The organism is Saccharothrix sp. HUAS TT1, from assembly GCF_040744945.1.
Taxonomy (GTDB): Bacteria; Actinomycetota; Actinomycetes; order Mycobacteriales; family Pseudonocardiaceae; genus Actinosynnema.
Map to the genome: position 1 here is coordinate 5,373,502 of NZ_CP160453.1, position 19,472 is coordinate 5,392,973.

Below are 19,472 nucleotides of genomic sequence, written 5' to 3' on the forward strand. Positions count from 1 at the left end.
GGAGCCGGGCATGATCTTCGACGACATCACCGACGCGATCGGCCACACGCCGCTGGTCCGCCTGCGGGTGCCGGCGGCCGAGGGGGTCGAGGTCTACGCGAAGCTCGAACTGCAGAACCTGTTCGGGATGAAGGACCGGGTGGCCGCGAACATCATCCTGGAGGCCAAGCGGGTCGGCGCGCTCGCCGACGGCGCGCACATCGTGGAGAGCTCGTCCGGCACGATGGCGCTCGGCGTGGCCTTGGTCGGCACCTCGCTCGGCCACCCGGTGCACATCGTCACCGACCCCCGGGTCGACCGGATGACGCTGGCCAAGCTGCGAGCCCTGGGCTGCGAGGTGCACGTCGTGGAGGCGATGACCTCGCACGGCTGGCAGAGCGCTCGCCTGGAGCGGCTGGAACAGCTGATGGCCGACCTGCCCGGCGCGTTCTGGCCGCAGCAGTACAGCAACCCCGACAACCCCGGCGCCTACCGCAGGCTCGCCCGCGAGGTGCTGGCCGACCTCGGCGCGTTCGACGTGCTGGTCGGGTCGGTCGGCAGCGGCGGCTCGCTGTGCGGCACCTCGCGCGCCCTGCGGGAGAGCCTGCCGGAGCTGCACGTGGTCGGCGTGGACTGCGTCGGCAGCGCCCTGTTCGACCAGCCCGACGAGCCGCGCCGGCTGCAGAGCGGCCTGGGCAACAGCCTGCTGCCGAAGAACCTCGACCGCACGCTGCTGGACGAGGTGCACTGGCTCAACGACCACGAGGCGTTCGCGGCGACCAGGGCCCTGGCGGCCGAGCAGGGCATCTTCGCCGGCAACACGTCCGGCTCGGTCTACCGGGTGCTCACCGACGTCGCCCGGCGGGCGGAGCCGGGGACCAAGGTGGTCGGCATCTTCCCCGACCGCGGCGACCGCTACGCCGACACCGTGTACAGCGACGAGTTCTGGGAGGCGTCCGGGCTGACCGGGTCGGCCGCTGCGGACGCGCCCGAGCAGGTCGACTACGGCACCGAGGTGACCCGGTGGTCGCGCGCGGTGAACAAGTCCGGGCTGGACCTCGACCGGCACCTGGTGTTCGTGGAGGCGAACACCACCGGCACCGGGATGATCGCGCTGGACCTCGCGGTCGGCCTGGGGCTGCGGCCGGTGCTGCTGACCGGCAAGCCCGAGCGGTACGCGGGGCTGGCCGCGACCGGCGCCGAGGTGCTGGTGTGCGACACGAACTCGACGAGCGCGCTGCGCACCGCCGTGCAGGACCGGTTCCGGCGCGAGGAGCTGGCCGGGGTGGTGAGCACCAGCGACTTCTACACGCCCGCGGTGGCGGAGCTGGCCGCCTGGCTCGGCCTGCCGCGCAACCCGGTGGACGCGGTGCGCACGTGCCGGGACAAGTCGCTGCTGCGGCGGAGGTTGGCCGAGGCGGGGGCGCCGCAGCCCCGGTTCGCGGTGCTGGAGGAGCCCTTGGCGCCCGGAGCGGTGGCCGAGGCGATCGAGCTGGTCGGGCTGCCGTGCGTGGTGAAGCCGGTGGACGACTCCGGTTCCAACCTCGTGCTGCTGTGCCACGACGCCGAGCAGGTCGCCGCGCAGGCCGAGCGCGTGCTGGCCGTGCGCGAGAACGTCCGCGGCATGCCGACCGCCCGCAGCGTGCTGGTCGAGCAGTACGCCCGCGGCCCGGAGTTCAGCGTCGAGCTGTTCGGCTGGGGCGGTCGGACGGAGCTGGTCGGCGTCACCCGCAAGTCGGTCACCGGCGGCCCGCACTTCGTGGAGCACCGGCACCTGTTCCCCGCGCCGCTCGACCCCGCCGTCGCCGACGCCCTCGCCGACGCCGCCCGGCGGGCGGTGCGGGCGGCCGGGATGGCGCTGGGCGCCACGCACACCGAGGTCGTGCTGACCGACGACGGCCCCGCCGTGGTCGAGGTCAACCCCCGGCTCGCGGGCGGCATGATCCCCGAGCTGATCCGGCTGGCCACCGGGGTCGAGCTGCTGGAGCAGCAGCTGCGGGTGGCGGCGGGGCTGCCGCCGGACCTCGCGCCGTCGGACGACGGCTGCGCCGGCATCGCGTTCCTGCTCGCGCCGCGACCCGGTGTGCTGCGCGCGGTGACCGGGGCAGCCGACGCGGAGGCCGTGCCGGGGATCGCCCGGGTGACCGTGACCGCCCAGGTCGGCGCGACCGTGCGACCGCCCGTCAACGCCTACGACCGCCTGGGCTACGTCATCGCCCGCGGTGCGACGCCAGAGGAGGTCGACGCCGCGCTCACCGCCGCGCTCGACCTGATCGACACCCGCATCGAGCCGGAGGCAGGCCAGTGATCGAGCTGCGCAGCGACACCTTCACCCTGCCCACGCCGGACATGCTCAAGGCGATGGTCGACGCGCCGCTGGGCGACGACGTGTACGGCGAGGACCCGACCGTGCGCGGGCTGGAGGAGCTGGCCGCCGAGGTGTTCGGCAAGCAGGCCGCGTGCCTCACGCCCAGCGGCACCATGGCGAACCTCACCGCGATCATGGCGCACGCGCCGCGCGGGGCGAAGGTGCTGGTCGGCGACGAGTCCGACATCCACATCTACGAGGCGGGCGGCGCGTCGGTGCTGGGCGGCGTGGTCTACGAGCCGGTCCGCACCGCCGCCGACGGCACGCTGGCCCTGGACGACCTGGCCCGCGGCTTCCCCGACGACCCCGACGACCCGCAGTTCGCGCTGCCCGCGCTGATCTGCCTGGAGAACACGCACAACCGGGCGGGCGGCAAGGTGCTGCCGCTGGACTACCTGGCGCGGGTGCGGCGGTTCGCCGACGAGCGCGGCGTGGCCGTGCACCTGGACGGCGCGCGCGTGTTCAACGCCGCCGTGGCGTCGGACGTGCCGGTCGCCCGGATCGCCGAGCACGTCGACTCGGTGCAGTTCTGCCTGTCCAAGGGCCTGGGCGCGCCCATCGGCTCGATCGTCGTGGGTTCGGCGGAGTTCATCACGAGGGCCCGGCGGCTGCGCAAGATGCTCGGCGGCGGCATGCGCCAGGCCGGGGTGATCGCCGCCGCGGGCATCCTGGCCATCACCGCCGCCGACCGGCTCGCCGAGGACCACGCCAACGCGCGCCGCCTGGCGGAGGGGCTGGCCGAGGTGGACGGCGTCGAGGTCGACCCGGCTGCCGTGCAGACCAACATCGTGATGTTCCGGGTCACCGACCGCCGGTTCACCTGGCAGTCGTTCGTGGCCTCGGCCGCGGCCGAGGGCCTGGCCGTCGGCGAGCTGGGGCACGGCCGCATCCGCGCCGTCACGCACTCCGGCGTCAGCGCGGCCGACGTGGACCGGGCGGTGGCCGTGGTCCGCGACGTGGTGGGGCGGGGGCCGATCGGATGAGCGCCGATCAGGGCCCCACCACCGGCGTCTACGTCTTCCCGGCGTCGCGCGCCCAGTACCAGATGTTCTTCGTCCAGCAGGTCGTCGGCGACGCCCCGACCTACCACGTGCCGCTGTGCTACCGGCTCAGCGGCGCGGTGGACGAGGCCGCGCTGCGCCGGGCCGTCGCGGGCTCCGTCGCCCGGCACGAGGCGCTGCGCACCCGCTTCGCGCTCGTCGACGGCGAGCTGGTGCAGGTCGTGGACCCGGCGGCGGAGCCCGAGTTCACCGTGGCGCGCTCCGGTCCGGTCGACGAGTGGGTGGCGCGCGAGGCGGCGCGGCCGTTCGACCTCGAACGCGGGCCGCTGTTCCGCGCCGCCCTGCTGCGCCTGAGCGACACCGAGTCCGTCCTGGTGCTGACCATGCACCACATCGTCTGCGACGGCTGGTCGGCCGACCTGGTGTTCGGCGAGGTGGTCGAGGGGTACGCCGCGCACGTCGCGGGCCGCGAACCCGCGCTGCCCGAGCCCGCCTTCCAGTACGCCGACTACTCCGGCTGGCAGGACGAGTGGCTGGCCGGTCCCTCGGCGGCGGCCCAGCTCGCGCACTGGCGCGACGTGCTGGCGCACCCGCTGCCGACCCTGGAGCTGCCCGCCGAAGGGCCTGGCGGGCCGCCGGCGGGCGCGGACCTGCCGTTCGACCTCCCGGCCGACGCGGTGGCCCGGCTGCGGGCGCTGGCGGCCGAGTCCGGCGCGACGGCGTTCATGGCGCTGCTGGCGGCGTTCAAGGTCCTGCTGCGCGAGCTGTCCGGTGTGGACGACGTGATCGTCGGCACGGTGTCGGCCAACCGCGACCGGGCGGAGTTCGCGGGCACGGTCGGGTTCCTGGTCAACACCCTGGCCGTGCGCACCCGGCTGGCCGACGAGCCCACGTTCCGCGACGTGCTGCACCGCGTGCGCGACAGCGCGTTGGCCGCCTTCGCCCACCAGGACGTGCCGTTCGAGCTGGTGGTGGAGGAGGTGAAGCCGCCGCGCGCGGGCGACCGGCACCCGGTGTTCCAGGTGCTGTTCACGTTCTTCGAGCCGGGCGACGGCTCCCGCGCCGCCGCCGGCGTCGGCTTCACGCCGTTCCTGCTCGACTCCGGCACGGCCAAGTTCCCGCTGACGCTGGAGATCACCGGCACGGGCGCGAACTTCGAGTACCGGTCGGACCTGTTCGGCGCCGAGCAGGTGGGCCGGTTCGCCGAGCGCTACGCGCGGCTGCTGCGGGACGTGGCCGCCGACCCGGACCGACCGCTCACGGCGGTGCGCGCACAGCCGCCGGCGGTGGCGGACGACTGGGACGAGCCCGCGCCCTACGCCGCGCCGACCAACGCGGTGGAGGCCGTGCTGGCGGGCATCTGGTCCCAGGTGCTCGGCCGCGACCCGGTCGGCATCGACGACAACTACTTCGAGATCGGCGGCGACTCGATCCGCAGCGTCCAGCTGCTGGCCCGGGCCCGCGAGCACGGCCTCGGCATCAAGGTGACGGACCTCGTGCTGCACCAGACGATCCGCGAGCTCGCGCCGCGCACCGCGCTGGTCGGGCCGGAGCGGACCGCCGACGTCGGCCGGCTGGACCTGCTCGCGCCCGCCGACCGGGAGCTGATCGGCGACGACGTCGCCGACGCCTACCCGCTGTCGGCGCTGCAGGCGGGGATGCTCTACCACAGCGAGGCCGCCGACTCCGAGCAGATCTACCACAACGTCGCCACCTACCACCTGCGCGCGGAGTACTCCGAGGCCGCGTGGCGGGAGGCCGTCCGGACCGCCATCGCCCGGCACGAGGTGCTGCGGACGTCGTTCGCGGTGGCCGGGTTCGGCGAACCCGTGCAGCTCGTGCACGCCGACGTGCCCACCCCGCTGACGTTCGAGGACCTGCGCGGCGAGGCGGACGTGGCGGCGGCCGTCACCCGGCGGTTCCGCGCCGAGCGGGCCCGGCCGTTCGACTGGACCCGGCCGCCGCTGATCCGCTTCCACGTCCAGCGCCGCGCCGACGACGAGGTCCAGCTGTGGATCGTGGAGCACCACGCGATCGTGGACGGCTGGAGCGGCCGGTCCCTGTTCGCCGAACTGCTCACCCTCTACGTGCGCGCGCTGGGCCACGACCGCGAGGTGCCGCCGGCCCCGAAGGCCCGGTTCCGCACGTTCATCGCCCTCGAACGCGCCGCGCTCGCCGACGACGCGCAGCGGGCGTTCTGGACCGACCTGCTGCACGACGTCACGGCGAGCGCGCTGCCGCTGGGCGGGCCGCCGACCGCCGAGCCGGACATGGCGATGACCGAGTTCACCGTGCCGGCGGAGGTCGGCGCCGGCCTGCTCGCGCTGGCCAACCGGCTCAGGGTGTCGGTGCGCGTGGTGCTGCTGGCCGCGCACCTGCGCGTGGTGTCGCTGCTGTCGGGCCGGGACGACGTGGTGACCGGCGTCGTCTACAACGGCCGCAGCGAGGAGACCGACGGCGACCGGGTGCTGGGCCTGTTCCTCAACACCGTGCCGTTCCGGCTGCGGCTGGACGACGGCACGTGGGCCGACCTGGTGCGGCAGGTGTCGGACGCGGACGTGGCGATCCAGCCGAACCGCCGCTTCCCGCTGGCCGAGCTGCAACGCGCGCACGGCGGCGAGCCGCTGTTCGAGACGTTCTTCAACTACACGCACTTCCACGTCTCGCGCGACCAGCCGTCCGGCGACGTGCTGGAGCTGCTGGACGAGGACAGCGTGGTGCCGACCAACTTCCCGTTCGGCGCCGAGTTCTTCCGCGACGCGGAGACCGGTGAGGTCGCCATCGGCCTGCGGCACGACCGGACCCGGCTGGACGCCGAGCAGGTCGAACGCGCCCGCGACTACTACCTGGCCGCGCTGCGCGCCCTCGTCGCCGACCCCGACGCGACGCACGCCGACGCGGAGCTGAGGCCGGAGCGCGAACGGGCGCTGCTGGCAGCGTGGAACGACACCGACCGGCACTACCCGCAGCCGCACCTGCTGCACGCCCTGACCGACGGCGACCCGGACGCGCCCGCGGTGCGCTACGGCGACACCGCGCTGACCTACCGGGAGTTCGACGCGCGCGCCAACCGGCTCGCGCACCGGCTGGTCGAGCTGGGCGTCGGCCCCGGCACGTTCGTCGGCGTGAGCGCCAGGCGGTCGGTGGAGCTGGTCGTCGCGCTGCACGCGGTCGTCCGCGCGGGCGGCGCGTACCTGCCGCTGGACCCGGACAACCCCCGGGCGCGCACCGAGGAGATGGTCGCCCAGGCGCGACCGGTCGTGCTGCTGGCCGACTGGGACCTGCCCGGCGCGCACCGGCTCGACCTCGCCGCCGGCTACCCGGACACCCCGCCCGCGACGGCGGTGACGCCCGACGACCCGGCCTACCTGATCTTCACGTCCGGCTCGACCGGCCGCCCCAAGGGCGTCGTGGTCCCGCACCGCGCCATCGCCAACCGGCTGCTGTGGATGCAGGACGAGTACCCGATCGGGCCGGACGACCGCGTGCTGCAGAAGACGCCGTACTCGTTCGACGTGTCGGTCTGGGAGTTCTTCTGGCCGCTGATGACCGGCGCCTGCCTGGTCGTCGCACGCCCGGACGGCCACCGCGACCCGGCCTACCTGACCGGGTTGATCCGGGAGGCCGGGGTGACGGTGCTGCACTTCGTGCCGTCGATGCTGCGCGCGTTCCTGGACGACGACGGCGTGCCCGCGTGCACGTCCCTGCGGCGGGTGTTCGCCAGCGGCGAGGCGTTGCCGCACGACCTGCAGCAGCGGTTCCTCGCCGCCCACCCGGCCGAGCTGGTCAACCTGTACGGGCCGACCGAGGCCGCGGTGGACGTCAGCCACTGGCGGTGCCGCGACGACGGGCGCCCGGTCGTGCCGATCGGCAGGCCCATCGCCAACGTCCGGCTGCACGTGCTGGACGCCCGCCGCCGCCCGGTCCCGATCGGCGTGGCCGGGGAGCTGCACATCGGCGGCGTCGGCCTGGCCGACGGCTACGTGGGCCGGCCCGACCTGACCGCCGAGCGGTTCGCGGGCGGGCTGTACCGGACCGGCGACCTGGCCCGGCGCCTGCCCGGCGGCGAGCTGGAGTACCTGGGCCGGGTGGACGACCAGGTCAAGGTGCGCGGGTTCCGGGTGGAGCCGACCGAGGTGGAGGCGGTGCTGGGCGGGCACGACGGCGTGCGGGAGTGCGCGGTGGTGGCCCGGGACGGCGCGCTGGCCGCGTTCTTCGTCGGCGACGCCGACCCCGCCGGGCTGCGGGCGTTCCTGCTGGACCGGCTGCCCGAGCACATGGTGCCGCAGCTGTGGCAGGCGGTGGACGCGATCCCGCTGTCCCGCAACGGCAAGGTGGACCGCAAGGCGCTGGCCGCCGTCGAGGTGCGGCGCGACCGGACCTCCGCCGGGCCCGCGACCGAGGCCGAACGCGTGCTGCTGGACGTGTGGCGGGAAGTGCTCGGCATCGAGGAGGTGGGCGTGCTGGACACGTTCGCCGAACTCGGCGGGCACTCGCTGAAGGCGTTGCGGCTGCTCACCGCGGTGCGCAAGCGGTTCGGCCGGGCGCTGCCGGTGACCGAGCTGCTGGACGGCGGCACGGTCCGCTCGATCGCGGCGCTGCTCACCGGCGACGACGCGGCCGTGGAGGACCGGCCGCGGCTGCGGGTGCTGCGCGCGGGCGGCGACGGCACGCCCGTGGTGCTGGTGCACCCGGCGGGCGGGACCCTGCTCGCCTACCGGGCGCTGGTCGAGGCGGTCGACCCGGGGCGCCCGGTGCACGGCGTCTCGGCGGCGGCCCGGCCCGCGCCGACCGTCGGCGAGACCGCGGACGCCTACCTCGACCTGCTGCGCGGGTTCCCCCGGTACCACCTGGCCGGCTGGTCGTTCGGCGCGGTCGTGGCGCACGAGATGGCGGTCCGCGCGCCGGACCGCACGGCGTCGCTGACCATGGTCGACCCGTCCTACCCGGGCCAGTACGACACCGACGGCGCCGACCTCGCCGAGCAGCTGCGCTTCGAACTCGGCGACGAGCACGTCCAGGACGCCGCCGCGCTGCTGGCCGTGTTCGAGGCCAACGTGCGCGCCCACGCCCGGCACCGGCCGGGGCGGCACGGCGGTGACGCGGTGTTCGTCCAGGGCGAGGAGAACCGGGAGCACGACAGCGCGGGGCGGTGGGCCGGGCACGTCGCCGGCCGGTTCGACGTGCACGACCTGCCCGCCGACCACTTCGCGCTGGTGCGGCCACCGCACGCGGCGGCGGTCGCGGCGCTGCTCGACCTCGACCCGGACCGGGGAGGCCGCGCGTGACCCGCACCGGCCACGGCCGCGCGTTCGGCACGTTCGGCGAACTCCTCCAGGGCGCGCTGCCGGAGGACGAGCGCGACTTCCTCGTCACCCTGCCCATCACCGAGTACTCGACCGCGCGGTTCGAGCTGACCGGCGAGCACGACCCGGTGGTGGTGTCGCCGCCGAACAAGGAGAAGTCCCGGCTGCTGGTCGAGCGGATGCTCGACGCGGGCGGCCACCGGGGCGGCGGGGTGCTGGACCTGTCCGGCAGGCTGCCCGAGGGCAAGGGCCTGGCCAGCTCGTCGGCCGACCTGGTGGCCACCGCGCGCGCCGTCGCCGCCGCGCTGGACCAGCCGCTCGACGCGGTGGCGATCGAGGCGTTCCTGCGGCACATCGAGCCGACCGACGGCGTCATGCACGACGGGATCGTGGCGTTCTACCACCGCGAGGTGCGGTTGCGGGAGCGGCTGGGCTGCCTGCCGGTGCTGACGATCGTCGGCGTCGACGAGGGCGGCCAGGTCGACACCGTGCGGCACAACCGGGTGCCCAAGCCCTACACCGACCGGGACCGGCAGGAGTACGCCGAGCTGCTGGTCGCGTTGACCGACGCGGTCCGGGAGCACGACCTGGCGGCCGTCGGCGCGGTGTCCACGCGCAGCGCGGAGCTGAGCACGAAGGTCCGGCCCCGGCCGCTGCTGGCGGCGTTGCGGCGGATCGGCGACGAGGTGGACGCGCTCGGTCTGGTGATCGCGCACAGCGGGACGGTGATCGGCGTGCTGATCGCCGACGGCGACCCGGCCAGGGAGGACAAGGTGCGGTTCGTGGTGGAGGAGTGCCGGGGGCTGTCCGGCGCGGTGTCGGTGCACACCTCGCTGTGCGTGGGGACGACGTGCGCGCCGCAGCGGGTGCGTGCCTGATGGAGGTCACCGTCCCGGCGCGCTTCAACGGCCCTCCCGACTCCGGCCAGGGCGGGTACGTGTGCGGGCTGCTCGCGGGCCTCGCGCCGCCGGCCGCCGGGCACGCCGTGGTCACCCTGATCGCGCCGCCGCCGCTGGACACCCCGATGCGCCTGGAGGCCGGCGCCCGCCGGTCCCACCTGTGGCTGGGCGACGAGGTGATCGCCACCGTCGCCGCCGCCACCAAGCCGGTCCCGGTCGTCCGACCGGTGCCGCCGGACGTGGCGCGGCGCGCGTCGGAGGGCTACCTGGGCCACCGCGACCACCCGTTCCCGACCTGCTTCGTGTGCGGTCACGACCGGCCGGACGGGCTGCGGCTCGCGCCCGGCCCCGTGCCCGGCCGCGACGGCGTGGTGGCGTGCGAGTGGGTGCCCGAGGACACCTCGACCGAAGTGCTGTGGGGCGTGCTCGACTGCCCCGGCGGCTGGACCGCCGACCCGCGCGCGGACCCGATGGTGCTGACCCGGATGACCGCCGAGGTGGTCCGGCCGCCGCGACCCGGCGTGCCGCACGTCGTGGTCGCGCGCCGGGAGGAGCGCCGGGGCCGCACGGCCGTGAACCTGACGAGCGTCTACGGGGCCGACGGCGACCTGGTCGCCACGTCGACCGCCCGGTGGACGGCCCTCGACACCGAAGGGGTGTGACATGCGGACGATCCCGGCGCTGTTCGCGCGCCAAGTCGCGGCCGTGCCGCAGCGGACCGCTGTGACCGGCACCGGGCGGCGGTTCTCCTACACCGGGCTGGACGACGCGTCCGCCCGGCTCGCCCACGCCCTGCGCGAGCGCGGTGTCCGGCGCGGCCAGGCGGTGGCCGTCCACCTGGAACGGTCGCCGCTCGTCGCCGTGGCCCTCCTGGGCATCGTGCGCGCCGGCGGGTGCTACCTCGCGCTGGACCCGAACGACCCGCCGGAACGCCGGGCCGCCCTGCTCGCCGACGCGGGCGCCTCCGTCGTGCTGACCGAGGCCGACGTCCTGGTCGACGGGCCGCGCGGCGAGGACGTCGAGGTCGGCCCCGAGGACCTGGCCTACATCGCCTACACCTCCGGCTCCACCGGCACGCCCAAGGGCGTCTGCGTGCCCCACCGCGCCGTGGCCCGGCTGGTGCACGAGCCCGACTTCGTCACCCTCGCCGCCACCGACGTGGTCCTGCACCACGCCCCGGTCGCCTTCGACGCCTCCACCCTGGAGGTCTGGGGTGCCCTGCTCAACGGCGCCCGCCTGGCCGTCGCGCCGCCCGGCGACCTGGCCCCCGCCGAGGTGGCCGACTTCGTGCGCGCCGAGGGCGTCACCGTGGCCTGGCTGACCGCCGGCCTGTTCCACCAGGTCCTCGACACCGCGCCGGCCGACCTCAAGGGCGTGCGACAACTCCTGGCGGGCGGCGACGTGCTGTCACCGTCCCACGTGGACAAAGCGGTCGCGCTGCTGCCGGACACCGTCCTCACCAACGGGTACGGGCCGACCGAGAACACCACGTTCACCTGCTGCCACGCCGTCCGCGGCCCGCTCACCACGGCGACCGTGCCGATCGGCACGCCCATCCGCGGCGGCGCGGCGCACCTGCTCGACGACGACCTGCGACCCGTCCCGGACGGCGAGGTCGGCGAGCTGTACGCGGCGGGCGACGGCCTGGCGCACGGCTACCTGAACCGGCCCGCGCTGACCGCCGAGCGGTTCCTGCCCGACCCCGCCACGCCCGGCGGCCGCATGTACCGCACGGGCGACCTCGCCCGCAGGCTGCCCGACGGCGCGTTCGAGTTCGTCGGCCGCGCGGACGCGCAGGTGAAGCTGCGCGGGTTCCGGGTGGAGCCCGGCGAGGTGGAGACCGCGCTCGCCGCGCACCCCGACGTGCTGGACGCCGCGGTGGTCCCGCAGCCCGACCGGGCGGGCGGCAGGCGGCTGGCCGCGTTCTACACCACCGAGGGCCCGGTGTCCGTCGCCGACCTGCGCCGCGCCCTCGCCGCCGCGCTGCCCCGGTACATGGTGCCCGCCACGTTCACCAGGCTGCCCGCGCTGCCGCTGACCGCCAACGGCAAGGTCGACCGCGCCGCGCTGGCCGCCACGCCGGTCCGCGAGCGGCCCGACCTCGACACCGACTACCGGGCGCCCGTCAGCGAGGTGGAGCTGTGGCTGGCCCGGCTGTGGGCCGACGTCCTGGAGGTGGACGAGGTCGGCGTGGACGACGACTTCTTCGAGCTGGGCGGCCACTCGCTGCTGGCCACGGTGATCACCACCGAGATCGCCAACGAGCGCGGCACGTTCGTCCGGGCCCGCACCTTCTACGAGAACCCGACCATCGCCGAGCTCGCCGAACACCTGGACACCGCGCACCCGGGCACGAGGAACGACGCGGGGGGACCCCGATGAGGCTCAGCACGCCGACCGGCGACGAGGACGTCGACCTCGACGCGGTGGACCTGTTCGACGCGGCGACCTACTCCGACGGCGACCCGCACGTGGTGTGGCACGCCATGCGCGACCGCGCGCCCGTGCACCGCCAGGTGCTGCCCGACGGGCGGGGGTTCGTGTCCGTGACGCGGCACGCCGACGTGAGCGCCGTGCTGCGCGACCACACCCGGTTCACGTCCAAGCGCGGCACGCTGCTGTCCATCCTCGGCGGCGTCGACCCGGCGGCCAACAAGATGATGGCCGCCAGCGACCCGCCCGTGCACACCGCGATGCGCGAGCCGATGTCCAAGGCGCTGTCGTTCACCGCCCTGCGCGCCCGGCACCCGTCCGTGCTGGGGGTGGTGCGGCGGTTGCTCGCGCCGCTCGCCGGTGACGAGCCGTGGGACGTGGCCGAGGCGGGCGCCGGGTTCCCGATGGAGTTCACCGGCGCGCTGATGGGCCTGCCCGAGTCGGACTGGCCGGAACTGGCGCGGCTGACCACGATGGCCATCGCGCCGGAGGACCCGTCGTTCGGCGCGGAGGCCGGGCACGGCTCGCTGGTCGCCGCGCACCACGAGCTGTTCGAGTACTTCGGCGAGCAGGTCGCCGGTCGCGGGGAGCGCGACGACCTGATCGGGTTCCTCAAGGCGATGGACGTCGGCGACCGCGGCATGCGCGCCGACGAGCTGGTCTACAACTGCTACAGCCTGCTGCTCGGCGCGAACGTCACCACGCCGCACGCCGTGGCCGGGACCGTGCTGGCGTTCACCGAGCACCCCGACGAGTACGCCCGGCTGACCGGCCGCGAGCACCAGACGTCGATCGCGGTGGAGGAGGGGCTGCGCTGGGCCTCGCCCGCCAACCACTTCATGCGCTACGCCGTGGTCGACACCGAGCTGAGCGGGCAGCCGATCCGGGCGGGCGAGGCCGTGGTGGCGTGGCTGGGGTCGGCCAACCGCGACGAGCGGGCGTTCGCCGACCCGTACCGGTTCGACGTCGCGCGGACGCCGAACCGCCACGTGGCGTTCGGGTTCGGCCCGCACTACTGCATCGGCGCGCCGCTCGCGCGCATCGCGCTGCGCCTGCTGTTCGGCGAGGTCGTGCGGCTGGTCGAGCGGTTCGAGCGGGCCGGTCCGGTGGCGCACTTGAGGTCCAACTTCGTGGCGGGCATCCGGAGCATGCCGGTGCGCGCCGTCCTGCGGCCCGGCGCCGCGGCCGAACTGGGGGAAGGTGCCGATGTCGTCTCCACCACGTCGAGGTAGGTGGTTGCTGCGGCGACCCGACCCGGACGCCGCCGCCCGCCTGTTCGTGTTCCCCTACTCGGGGCTGGGCGCGTCGATGTACGCCCGGTGGCCGGCGCGGGTCGGCGCGATGGAGGTCTGCGCCGTGCAGCCGCCCGGCCGGGAGAACCGCATCCGCGAGCCCCACTACGGCGGTTACGCCGACCTGGCCGAGGCCGCCGTGCCGCATCTCCTGCCCTACCTGGACCGGCCGTTCGCGTTCTTCGGGCACTGCGGCGGCGCGCTGGCCGCGTTCGCCACGGCCGTGCGGCTGTGGGAGACCGGGGGACCGGCGCCCTCCGTGCTGTTCATGTCGTCCCAGGTCGCGCCGCACGACGGCCCGTACGGCCGGTTCCTGTCCATGTCGGACGCCGAGCTGGGCGTGGAGCTGGCCGGGCTGACCCGGGCGATGGGCGGCGACCCGGACCCCGACATGATCGACCTGGGGCTGGGCGTGCTGCGCGCCGACATCACCGCGAACCAGCGCTACCGGCTGGACGAGCCGATCGCGCTGCCGACCGCGGTGTGCGCACTGGGGTGGACCGACGACGTCGAGATCCGGCCGGAGCAGATGGGCGGCTGGCGCGAGTACGCGCCGGACGGCCGGTTCTCCGCGCCCGTGCTGGCCGGCGGGCACCACGCGTTCCTCGCCGCGCCGGAGCACCTGGTGGCCGAGCTGGACCAGACCATGACCGAGGCACTCGCCGCATGACCGGGGGGACGAGCGTGGCCGAGTACGTCCTGAGCGCCTACCTGACGCCGCCGGGCCCGCACGCCGTGCTGCAACCGCGGCACGACCAGAACATCAGCCTGTGGCGGCGCACCGCGACCGACGTCGAGCTGGTGCGGCTGTGGGAGGTCGAGCGGTTCAGCGGGCAGAAGCACCACTACTGGCCGCTGCACACGCCGGAACGGGCGGAAGCGGTGCTGACCGAGCTGCTGGCCGGGGAAGGGCTCACCCCCGCCGACATCAGCGTCACGTGGGGCACGCCCGGCCTGCCCGGCGCCCGGGACGTCCCGGTGCCGCCCGGCGCCGAGGACTACGCCGTGCACTCGCTGGCCCACCTGTTCAGCGGCCTGCTGATGGACAGCGAGGTCTTCGCCACCGGCACGATCGTGGCGATGGCCGTGGACGCCGCGCCGGACTTCGTGCTGGAGCAGGACGCCAAGCCCTACTGGTACGCGGGCGCGGTGTCGCAGCGGGGCCGGATCACCTACGCGCCGGTCGAGTCGCCCGCGCCGCTGTACTCGGCGGCCGAGCAGCTGTTCGGCAAGGAGCCCGGCACGCTGATGGCGCTGGCGTCGGCCTCCGCCAACGCGATCGAGTTCGACGTCGAGCGCGTGACGGCGCTCAACCTCTACGGCGGTCGCGTGCACCCGGTGTCCGAGGCGGTGCCGTTCGTCGCGTCGATCGTGGAGTCGGCCCGCGACCAGCTCGCCGACCAGGAGCCCGACCCCGACTTCACCGACGAGGAGAACCTGCAGAGCGCGGTGATGAAGGTCGTGCAGCGGGCGTGCGAGCTGATCGCCGCGCGCAACGTGCACCGGCTGTGCGAGCTGGCCGGCGTCGACCCGACGACCGCGCACCTGTCGATGAGCGGCGGCTACGCGCTCAACTGCCCGACCAACACCGCCCTGCTCGACGCGTTCGGGTTCCGCGGCCTGCTCACCCCGCCGTGCGCCAACGACTCCGGCCAGTCCTACGGCCTCGGCCTGCTCGGCTTTTACGCCACCGGCGCGTTCGACGACGGCCCGGCCGGACCGGTGCGGCACCGGCTGGGCACCGCCTACCACGGCGCCGAGGTCACCGACCTGGACGACGCGCTGGCCGAGTTCGCGCCCTGGGTCGAGGACGTCGCCGACTTCTCGCCCGAGCAGTTCGTGCTCGACGTGACCAAGGCGCCGCTGGCCTGGGTGGACGGCGCGGCCGAGATCGGGCCGCGGGCGCTGTGCCACCGCAGCCTGCTCGGCGACCCGCGGTCGATGAAGACCAAGCAGCTGCTCAACGAGCACAAGCGGCGCCAGTGGTGGCGGCCCGTCGCGCCGGTCGTGCTGGCCGAGCACGCGGGCGAGTGGTTCGCGGTGGACCGCCCGTCGCCGTTCATGCTGGAGGCGGTCGCGGTGCGGCCCGAGGTGCGCGACCGGGTGCCCGCGATCCTGCACCTCGACGGCTCGGCCAGGCACCAGACCGTGACCGCCGCCGACAACCCGCTGCTGGACCGGGCGCTGCGCGCGTTCCACGAGGCGACCGGCGTGCCCGTGCTGTGCAACACCTCGCTGAACGACCGCGGCGAGCCGATCGTGGACACCGCCGCCGAAGCCCTCACGTTCTGCCTGCGCAAGGGCATCGGCGTGGCCTACGTGCTGGGCAGGCGGATCGCGCTGCGGGTCGACCCGGACGCCGCGGCGCTGCCGCCGCGCACCCGCCGGGAGCGGTTGTTCGCCGACCAGGAATCGGATCGCGACGCCGCCTGGAACAAGTGGGTGGAGGCCGGTTACACCGAAAGCGCGATGTACCTGATGACGCAGTTGCCGCAATTGCGGGCCGAACCGGGACCGGAGGCCGCCGAAGACCTGAACGGGTTGGCGGACTATGTTGGCTCGGTCGACCCCGCGTTCCGATTCTGGGTAGACGAGTTCCGCCGGGACCAAGGGCCCGGCGCCCGGTTTCCCTCCGGAAGGCACACGTGATGAATGGCCGGCCCGGCAGTTTGTTCCGGCAGGCGAATTTCCGCAACCTGTGGTTCGGACAGACCCTGTCGTTGTTCGCGGCGGAGATCACCGCCGGTGTGATCCCGCTGCTCGCGGCGCTCACCCTGAACGCCAGCGTGCTGGAGATGGGCGTGCTGTCCGCCGTCTCGTTCCTGCCCTACCTGGTGATCAGCCTGTTCGCCGGCGTGTGGCTGGACCGGCTGCCCAAGCGGCCGGTGATCGTGGCGGCCGACCTCGGGCGCGGCGTGCTGCTGCTGCTCGTGCCGCTGGCCGCCGTGCTCGACCTGCTCAGCATGCCGTTCCTGCTGGTCATCGCGGTGCTGATCGGGATCGGCACGGTGATCGCCGACATCGGCAGCGCCTCGTTCCTGCCCAGCGTGGTCGGCAGGCGCGACCTGGTCGACGGCAACGGCAAGCTGGAGATCAGCAACAACGCCTCCCGGATGGCGGGCGAGGCGGTGGGCGGCGCGCTGGTGCAGGTGCTGACCGCGCCGTTCGCGCTGCTGTTCAACACGGTCGCCTACGCGGTGTCCGCGGTGTTCACGCAGCGCATCAAGGTGAACCCGGACGCGGAGCCCGAGGACGAGGACGACGAGGACGACGAGGAGCAGCCGGACGCCCGCAAGCCCGACTTCTGGCGCGAGGTCGGCGAAGGGCTCCGGTTCGTCTTCGGCAACCCGATCGTGCGCACGCTGGCGATCACCGCGCTGCTGTTCAACCTGTTCACGTTCTTCATCGAGCCGGTGTTCCTGATCTTCATCACCCGCACGCTCGGGCTGGAGCCGATCTACATCGGCCTGATCCTGTCGTCGTCCGGCGTCGGCGGGGTGGTCGGCGCGCTGATCTCCGGCTGGGTGTCGCGGCGGATGCCGCTGGGCACGCTGCTGGTGGTGACGCAGTGGCTGGCGGGCGGCGCGTCCCTGCTGATCCCGGTGGCCACGCTGGTGCCCAAGCCCGCCGCGGTGGTGCTGATCATCGTGATGCACTTCGTGGACGCGGTGATGGTCATCGTCTACAACGTCAACCAGCGCAGCTACCGGTCCGCGGTCACGCCGGACGCCCTCCAGGGCCGGATGAACGCCTCGATCCGGATGATCGTGATGGGCGTGTGCCCGCTCGGCGCGCTGCTCGGCGGCGTCGTCGGCAACGCCCTCAGCGCCACCACCGCGCTGGTCATCGGCTCGCTGGGCATCCTCAGCTCGGGCGTGTACATCGCGTGCACCCGCATCCGCTCGGTCAAGGAGATCCCGACCGAGCAACCCACCTCCTGACCGCCGGGAGGGGCCACCCGACGTCGGGTGGCCCCTCCCGGTCGTTCCCGGTCAGAGGGCGGCGGCGAGGTTCTTGGCCACCAGCTCCCGGTCGACCTTCCCGCTCGGGGTGCGCGGCAGCGCGGGCAGCACGGTGATCGACTGCGGCACGGCGTGCTCGGGCAGCACGCCCTCCAGCGCCTTGAGCAGGCCCGGCACGTCCAGCTCGACGCCCGCCTTCGGCGTGACGGCCGCGCGCAGGCTGCGGGCGCCCTCGCCCGCCTCCACCACCACGCACACCGCCGCCGCGACGCCGGGCTGCTCCAGCAGCCAGGCGTCCACCTCCAGCGGGTTCACCCGGTAGCCGCGGATCTTCACGTCGTGGTCGGTGCGGCTGAGGAACCAGGCCACCCCGTCCGCGAACCGCACCAGGTCGCCGGTGCGGAACGCGCGGGTGTGGCCGTGCGGCGTCGTCGGCACGTCCACGTACCGCCGCTCGTTCAGCTCGGGCTGGTTGAGGTAGCCCAGCGACAGCGGCAGGCCCGCCACCAGCAGCTCGCCGACGTCCGGCACGTCCGGGTCGGCGGGGTCGAGCAGCAGCTCGCAGCCCGGCAGCGGCACGCCGATCGGCGGCAGCGCGGGCCACGAGGAGGGCGGCCCGGTGAGGACGTGCGAGCTGACCATCGCCGACTCGCTCTGCCCGTAGTGGTTGGTCAGCCGGCACCCCGGCAGCCGCTCGAACAGCTCGCGGATCGGCGGCGTGCAGACCAGCTGCTCGCCCGCCGTGTTGACCTCCACCAGCGACAGGTGGTCCAGCGAGTCCTCGGCGGACGCGGCCACGGCCAGCATGGTCAGCGCGACGTTGGGCAGGAACAGCCGCTCCACCCGGTGCTCGGCCAGCCAGTCCAGCAGCTCGAACGGGTCCTGGCGGAGGTCTTCGGGCACGATCACCAGCGTGCCGCCGCCGCACAGCGTGCCGAGCACCTCCTGGAACGAGACGTCGAAGTTGAGCGGCGCGAACTGGGCGGTGCGCAGGTCCGGGCGGGGCGAGTGGGTGCGCTGCCACTCGGCCATGCCGTCCAGGCAGCTGTGCGGCACCGCGACGCCCTTGGGCCAGCCCGTCGAGCCGGACGTGTAGATGACGTACACCGGCAGGTCGGGGGAGCAGGCCACCACCTCGTAGGCCGCGCCCGGACCCGGCCGGGGGATGGGCACGGGCACGGCGGACGCCCCGAACCGCGGTCCGGCGCCCGTGTGCAGCAGCACCGACGCCCCGCTGTCGGCCAGCATGTGCGCCAGCCTGCGCTCCGGGTACTCCGCGTCCAGCGGCACGTAGGTCGCCCCGACCGCGGCCACCGCGAGGAACGCCGCCACCACCTCGGCGCTGCGCGCGCCGGCCACCGCGACCCGGTCACCCGACCGGACGCCGTGCCCGCGCAGCAGGGCGACCACCTCGCCGACCCACCCGTGCAGCCCGGCGTAGGTGAACGACCGGTCGCCGTCGACCACCGCGACCCGGTCCGGGTGCGCGCGGGCCGTCGTCACCAGCGAGTCGAGCAGGCACGGCGGTCGCGCCGGGCCGCCCCACAGGGTCGTGGTCGCAACGGTCATGTGCCCTCCACCTCGTCACGCCCCAGCCCGTGCAGCCGCATGATCCGGCCCAGCTCCGGCCCCGTGCCGCGACCGGTCGCGCGCAGGCTCGCCATGATCCGGGCCTGCACCTCGGGGGACTTCTCCTGGCTGAGCTTGAACATCGAGTCGACCGACTCGACGTGGAACCGGAACGCGCCGACGCCGCCGACGATCCGGGCGAAGTACTCGTGCGACGACTCGGCCGCCCACCCGTCGCCGAACGCCGCCTCGAACACCTCGGCCGTCCGCTTGACCACGTCCAGCGTGCCCTCCCGCCCCTCGATCGGCTCGACCCGGCCGTGCAGGTGCACCGAGACGAAGTCCCAGGTCGGGGCGGCCGGCGTGGTCCGGTAGGTGGTCGGCGTGATGTAGGAGTTCGGCCCGGTGAAGATCAGCACCGACGACGGCCCGTCGGCCAGCGCCCGCCAGTGCTCGTTGGCCCGGTTCAGGTGGGCCCACAGCGTGGCGCCGACCAGCTCGCCGTCCTCCGGCGCGCCGGGCGGCCGGACCACGGGCAGGTGCGTGGCCAGCGGCGCGCGCGGCCCGTTGCTGACCAGGGTGGCCAACGGGTAGTCGCGCACGATCTCGCGCGGCCAGCCGTCGTGGGTGGCGCGGTACATGGATGGCACGTACACAATGACC

At 74.4% G+C, this 19,472-nt stretch carries 12 protein-coding genes; 10 read left to right on the forward strand and 2 right to left on the reverse strand.

Features of this window, described 5'->3' with window-relative positions; all coding sequences use genetic code 11:
- Positions 1–10: 10 nt before the first annotated feature.
- The 10 genes from AB0F89_RS24395 to AB0F89_RS24440 are packed head-to-tail and all read left to right on the forward strand — an operon-like array spanning position 11 to position 17,219.
- Positions 11–2,287 (forward strand): pyridoxal-phosphate dependent enzyme, encoded by a 2,277-nt coding sequence (locus tag AB0F89_RS24395; RefSeq protein WP_367127898.1) that lies wholly within the window; start codon positions 11–13, stop codon positions 2,285–2,287.
- On the forward strand, positions 2,284–3,330 hold the full coding sequence (ltaE, locus tag AB0F89_RS24400; protein ID WP_367127899.1) for a low-specificity L-threonine aldolase: 1,047 nt from the start codon (positions 2,284–2,286) through the stop codon (positions 3,328–3,330). The genes AB0F89_RS24395 and ltaE overlap by 4 nt, the downstream gene beginning before the upstream one ends.
- Positions 3,327–8,636 carry an amino acid adenylation domain-containing protein gene (locus AB0F89_RS24405; protein WP_367127900.1) on the forward strand — a complete coding sequence of 1,770 codons (5,310 nt, stop codon included), beginning with the start codon at positions 3,327–3,329 and terminating at the stop codon, positions 8,634–8,636. The genes ltaE and AB0F89_RS24405 overlap by 4 nt, the downstream gene beginning before the upstream one ends.
- Entirely contained in the window at positions 8,633–9,532 is a 900-nt protein-coding gene (locus AB0F89_RS24410; RefSeq protein WP_367127901.1) for a kinase, read from the forward strand. Before AB0F89_RS24405 ends, AB0F89_RS24410 begins: the two co-directional genes overlap by 4 nt.
- The gene (locus tag AB0F89_RS24415; RefSeq protein ID WP_367127902.1) at positions 9,532–10,215 is read left to right on the forward strand and encodes a hypothetical protein; all 684 of its coding nucleotides are present in this window, start codon (positions 9,532–9,534) and stop codon (positions 10,213–10,215) included. Before AB0F89_RS24410 ends, AB0F89_RS24415 begins: the two co-directional genes overlap by 1 nt.
- A gap of 1 nt (position 10,216) precedes the next feature.
- Entirely contained in the window at positions 10,217–11,935 is a 1,719-nt protein-coding gene (locus AB0F89_RS24420; RefSeq protein WP_367127903.1) for an amino acid adenylation domain-containing protein, read from the forward strand.
- On the forward strand, positions 11,932–13,218 hold the full coding sequence (locus tag AB0F89_RS24425; RefSeq protein WP_367127904.1) for a cytochrome P450: 1,287 nt from the start codon (positions 11,932–11,934) through the stop codon (positions 13,216–13,218). The genes AB0F89_RS24420 and AB0F89_RS24425 overlap by 4 nt, the downstream gene beginning before the upstream one ends.
- 4 nt (positions 13,219–13,222) lie before the next feature.
- Positions 13,223–13,948, forward strand: a complete 726-nt coding sequence (locus AB0F89_RS24430; RefSeq protein ID WP_367127905.1) for a thioesterase II family protein — start codon at positions 13,223–13,225, stop codon at positions 13,946–13,948.
- Positions 13,945–15,927, forward strand: coding sequence for a carbamoyltransferase C-terminal domain-containing protein (locus tag AB0F89_RS24435; RefSeq protein WP_367127906.1), 1,983 nt, complete (start codon positions 13,945–13,947; stop codon positions 15,925–15,927). Before AB0F89_RS24430 ends, AB0F89_RS24435 begins: the two co-directional genes overlap by 4 nt.
- Positions 15,927–17,219, forward strand: a complete 1,293-nt coding sequence (locus AB0F89_RS24440; RefSeq protein ID WP_367127907.1) for an MFS transporter — start codon at positions 15,927–15,929, stop codon at positions 17,217–17,219. Before AB0F89_RS24435 ends, AB0F89_RS24440 begins: the two co-directional genes overlap by 1 nt.
- Positions 17,220–17,270: 51 nt before the next feature.
- Here AB0F89_RS24440 and AB0F89_RS24445 read toward each other — a convergent pair whose 3' ends face one another.
- Positions 17,271–18,809: an AMP-binding protein gene (locus AB0F89_RS24445; RefSeq protein WP_367127908.1), complete on the reverse strand. Its 1,539-nt coding sequence runs from the start codon at positions 18,807–18,809 to the stop codon at positions 17,271–17,273.
- Complete coding sequence (locus AB0F89_RS24450; protein WP_367127909.1) at positions 18,806–19,465, reverse strand: FMN-binding negative transcriptional regulator; 660 nt, start codon at positions 19,463–19,465, stop codon at positions 18,806–18,808. The genes AB0F89_RS24445 and AB0F89_RS24450 overlap by 4 nt, the downstream gene beginning before the upstream one ends.
- Positions 19,466–19,472 lie beyond the last annotated feature (7 nt).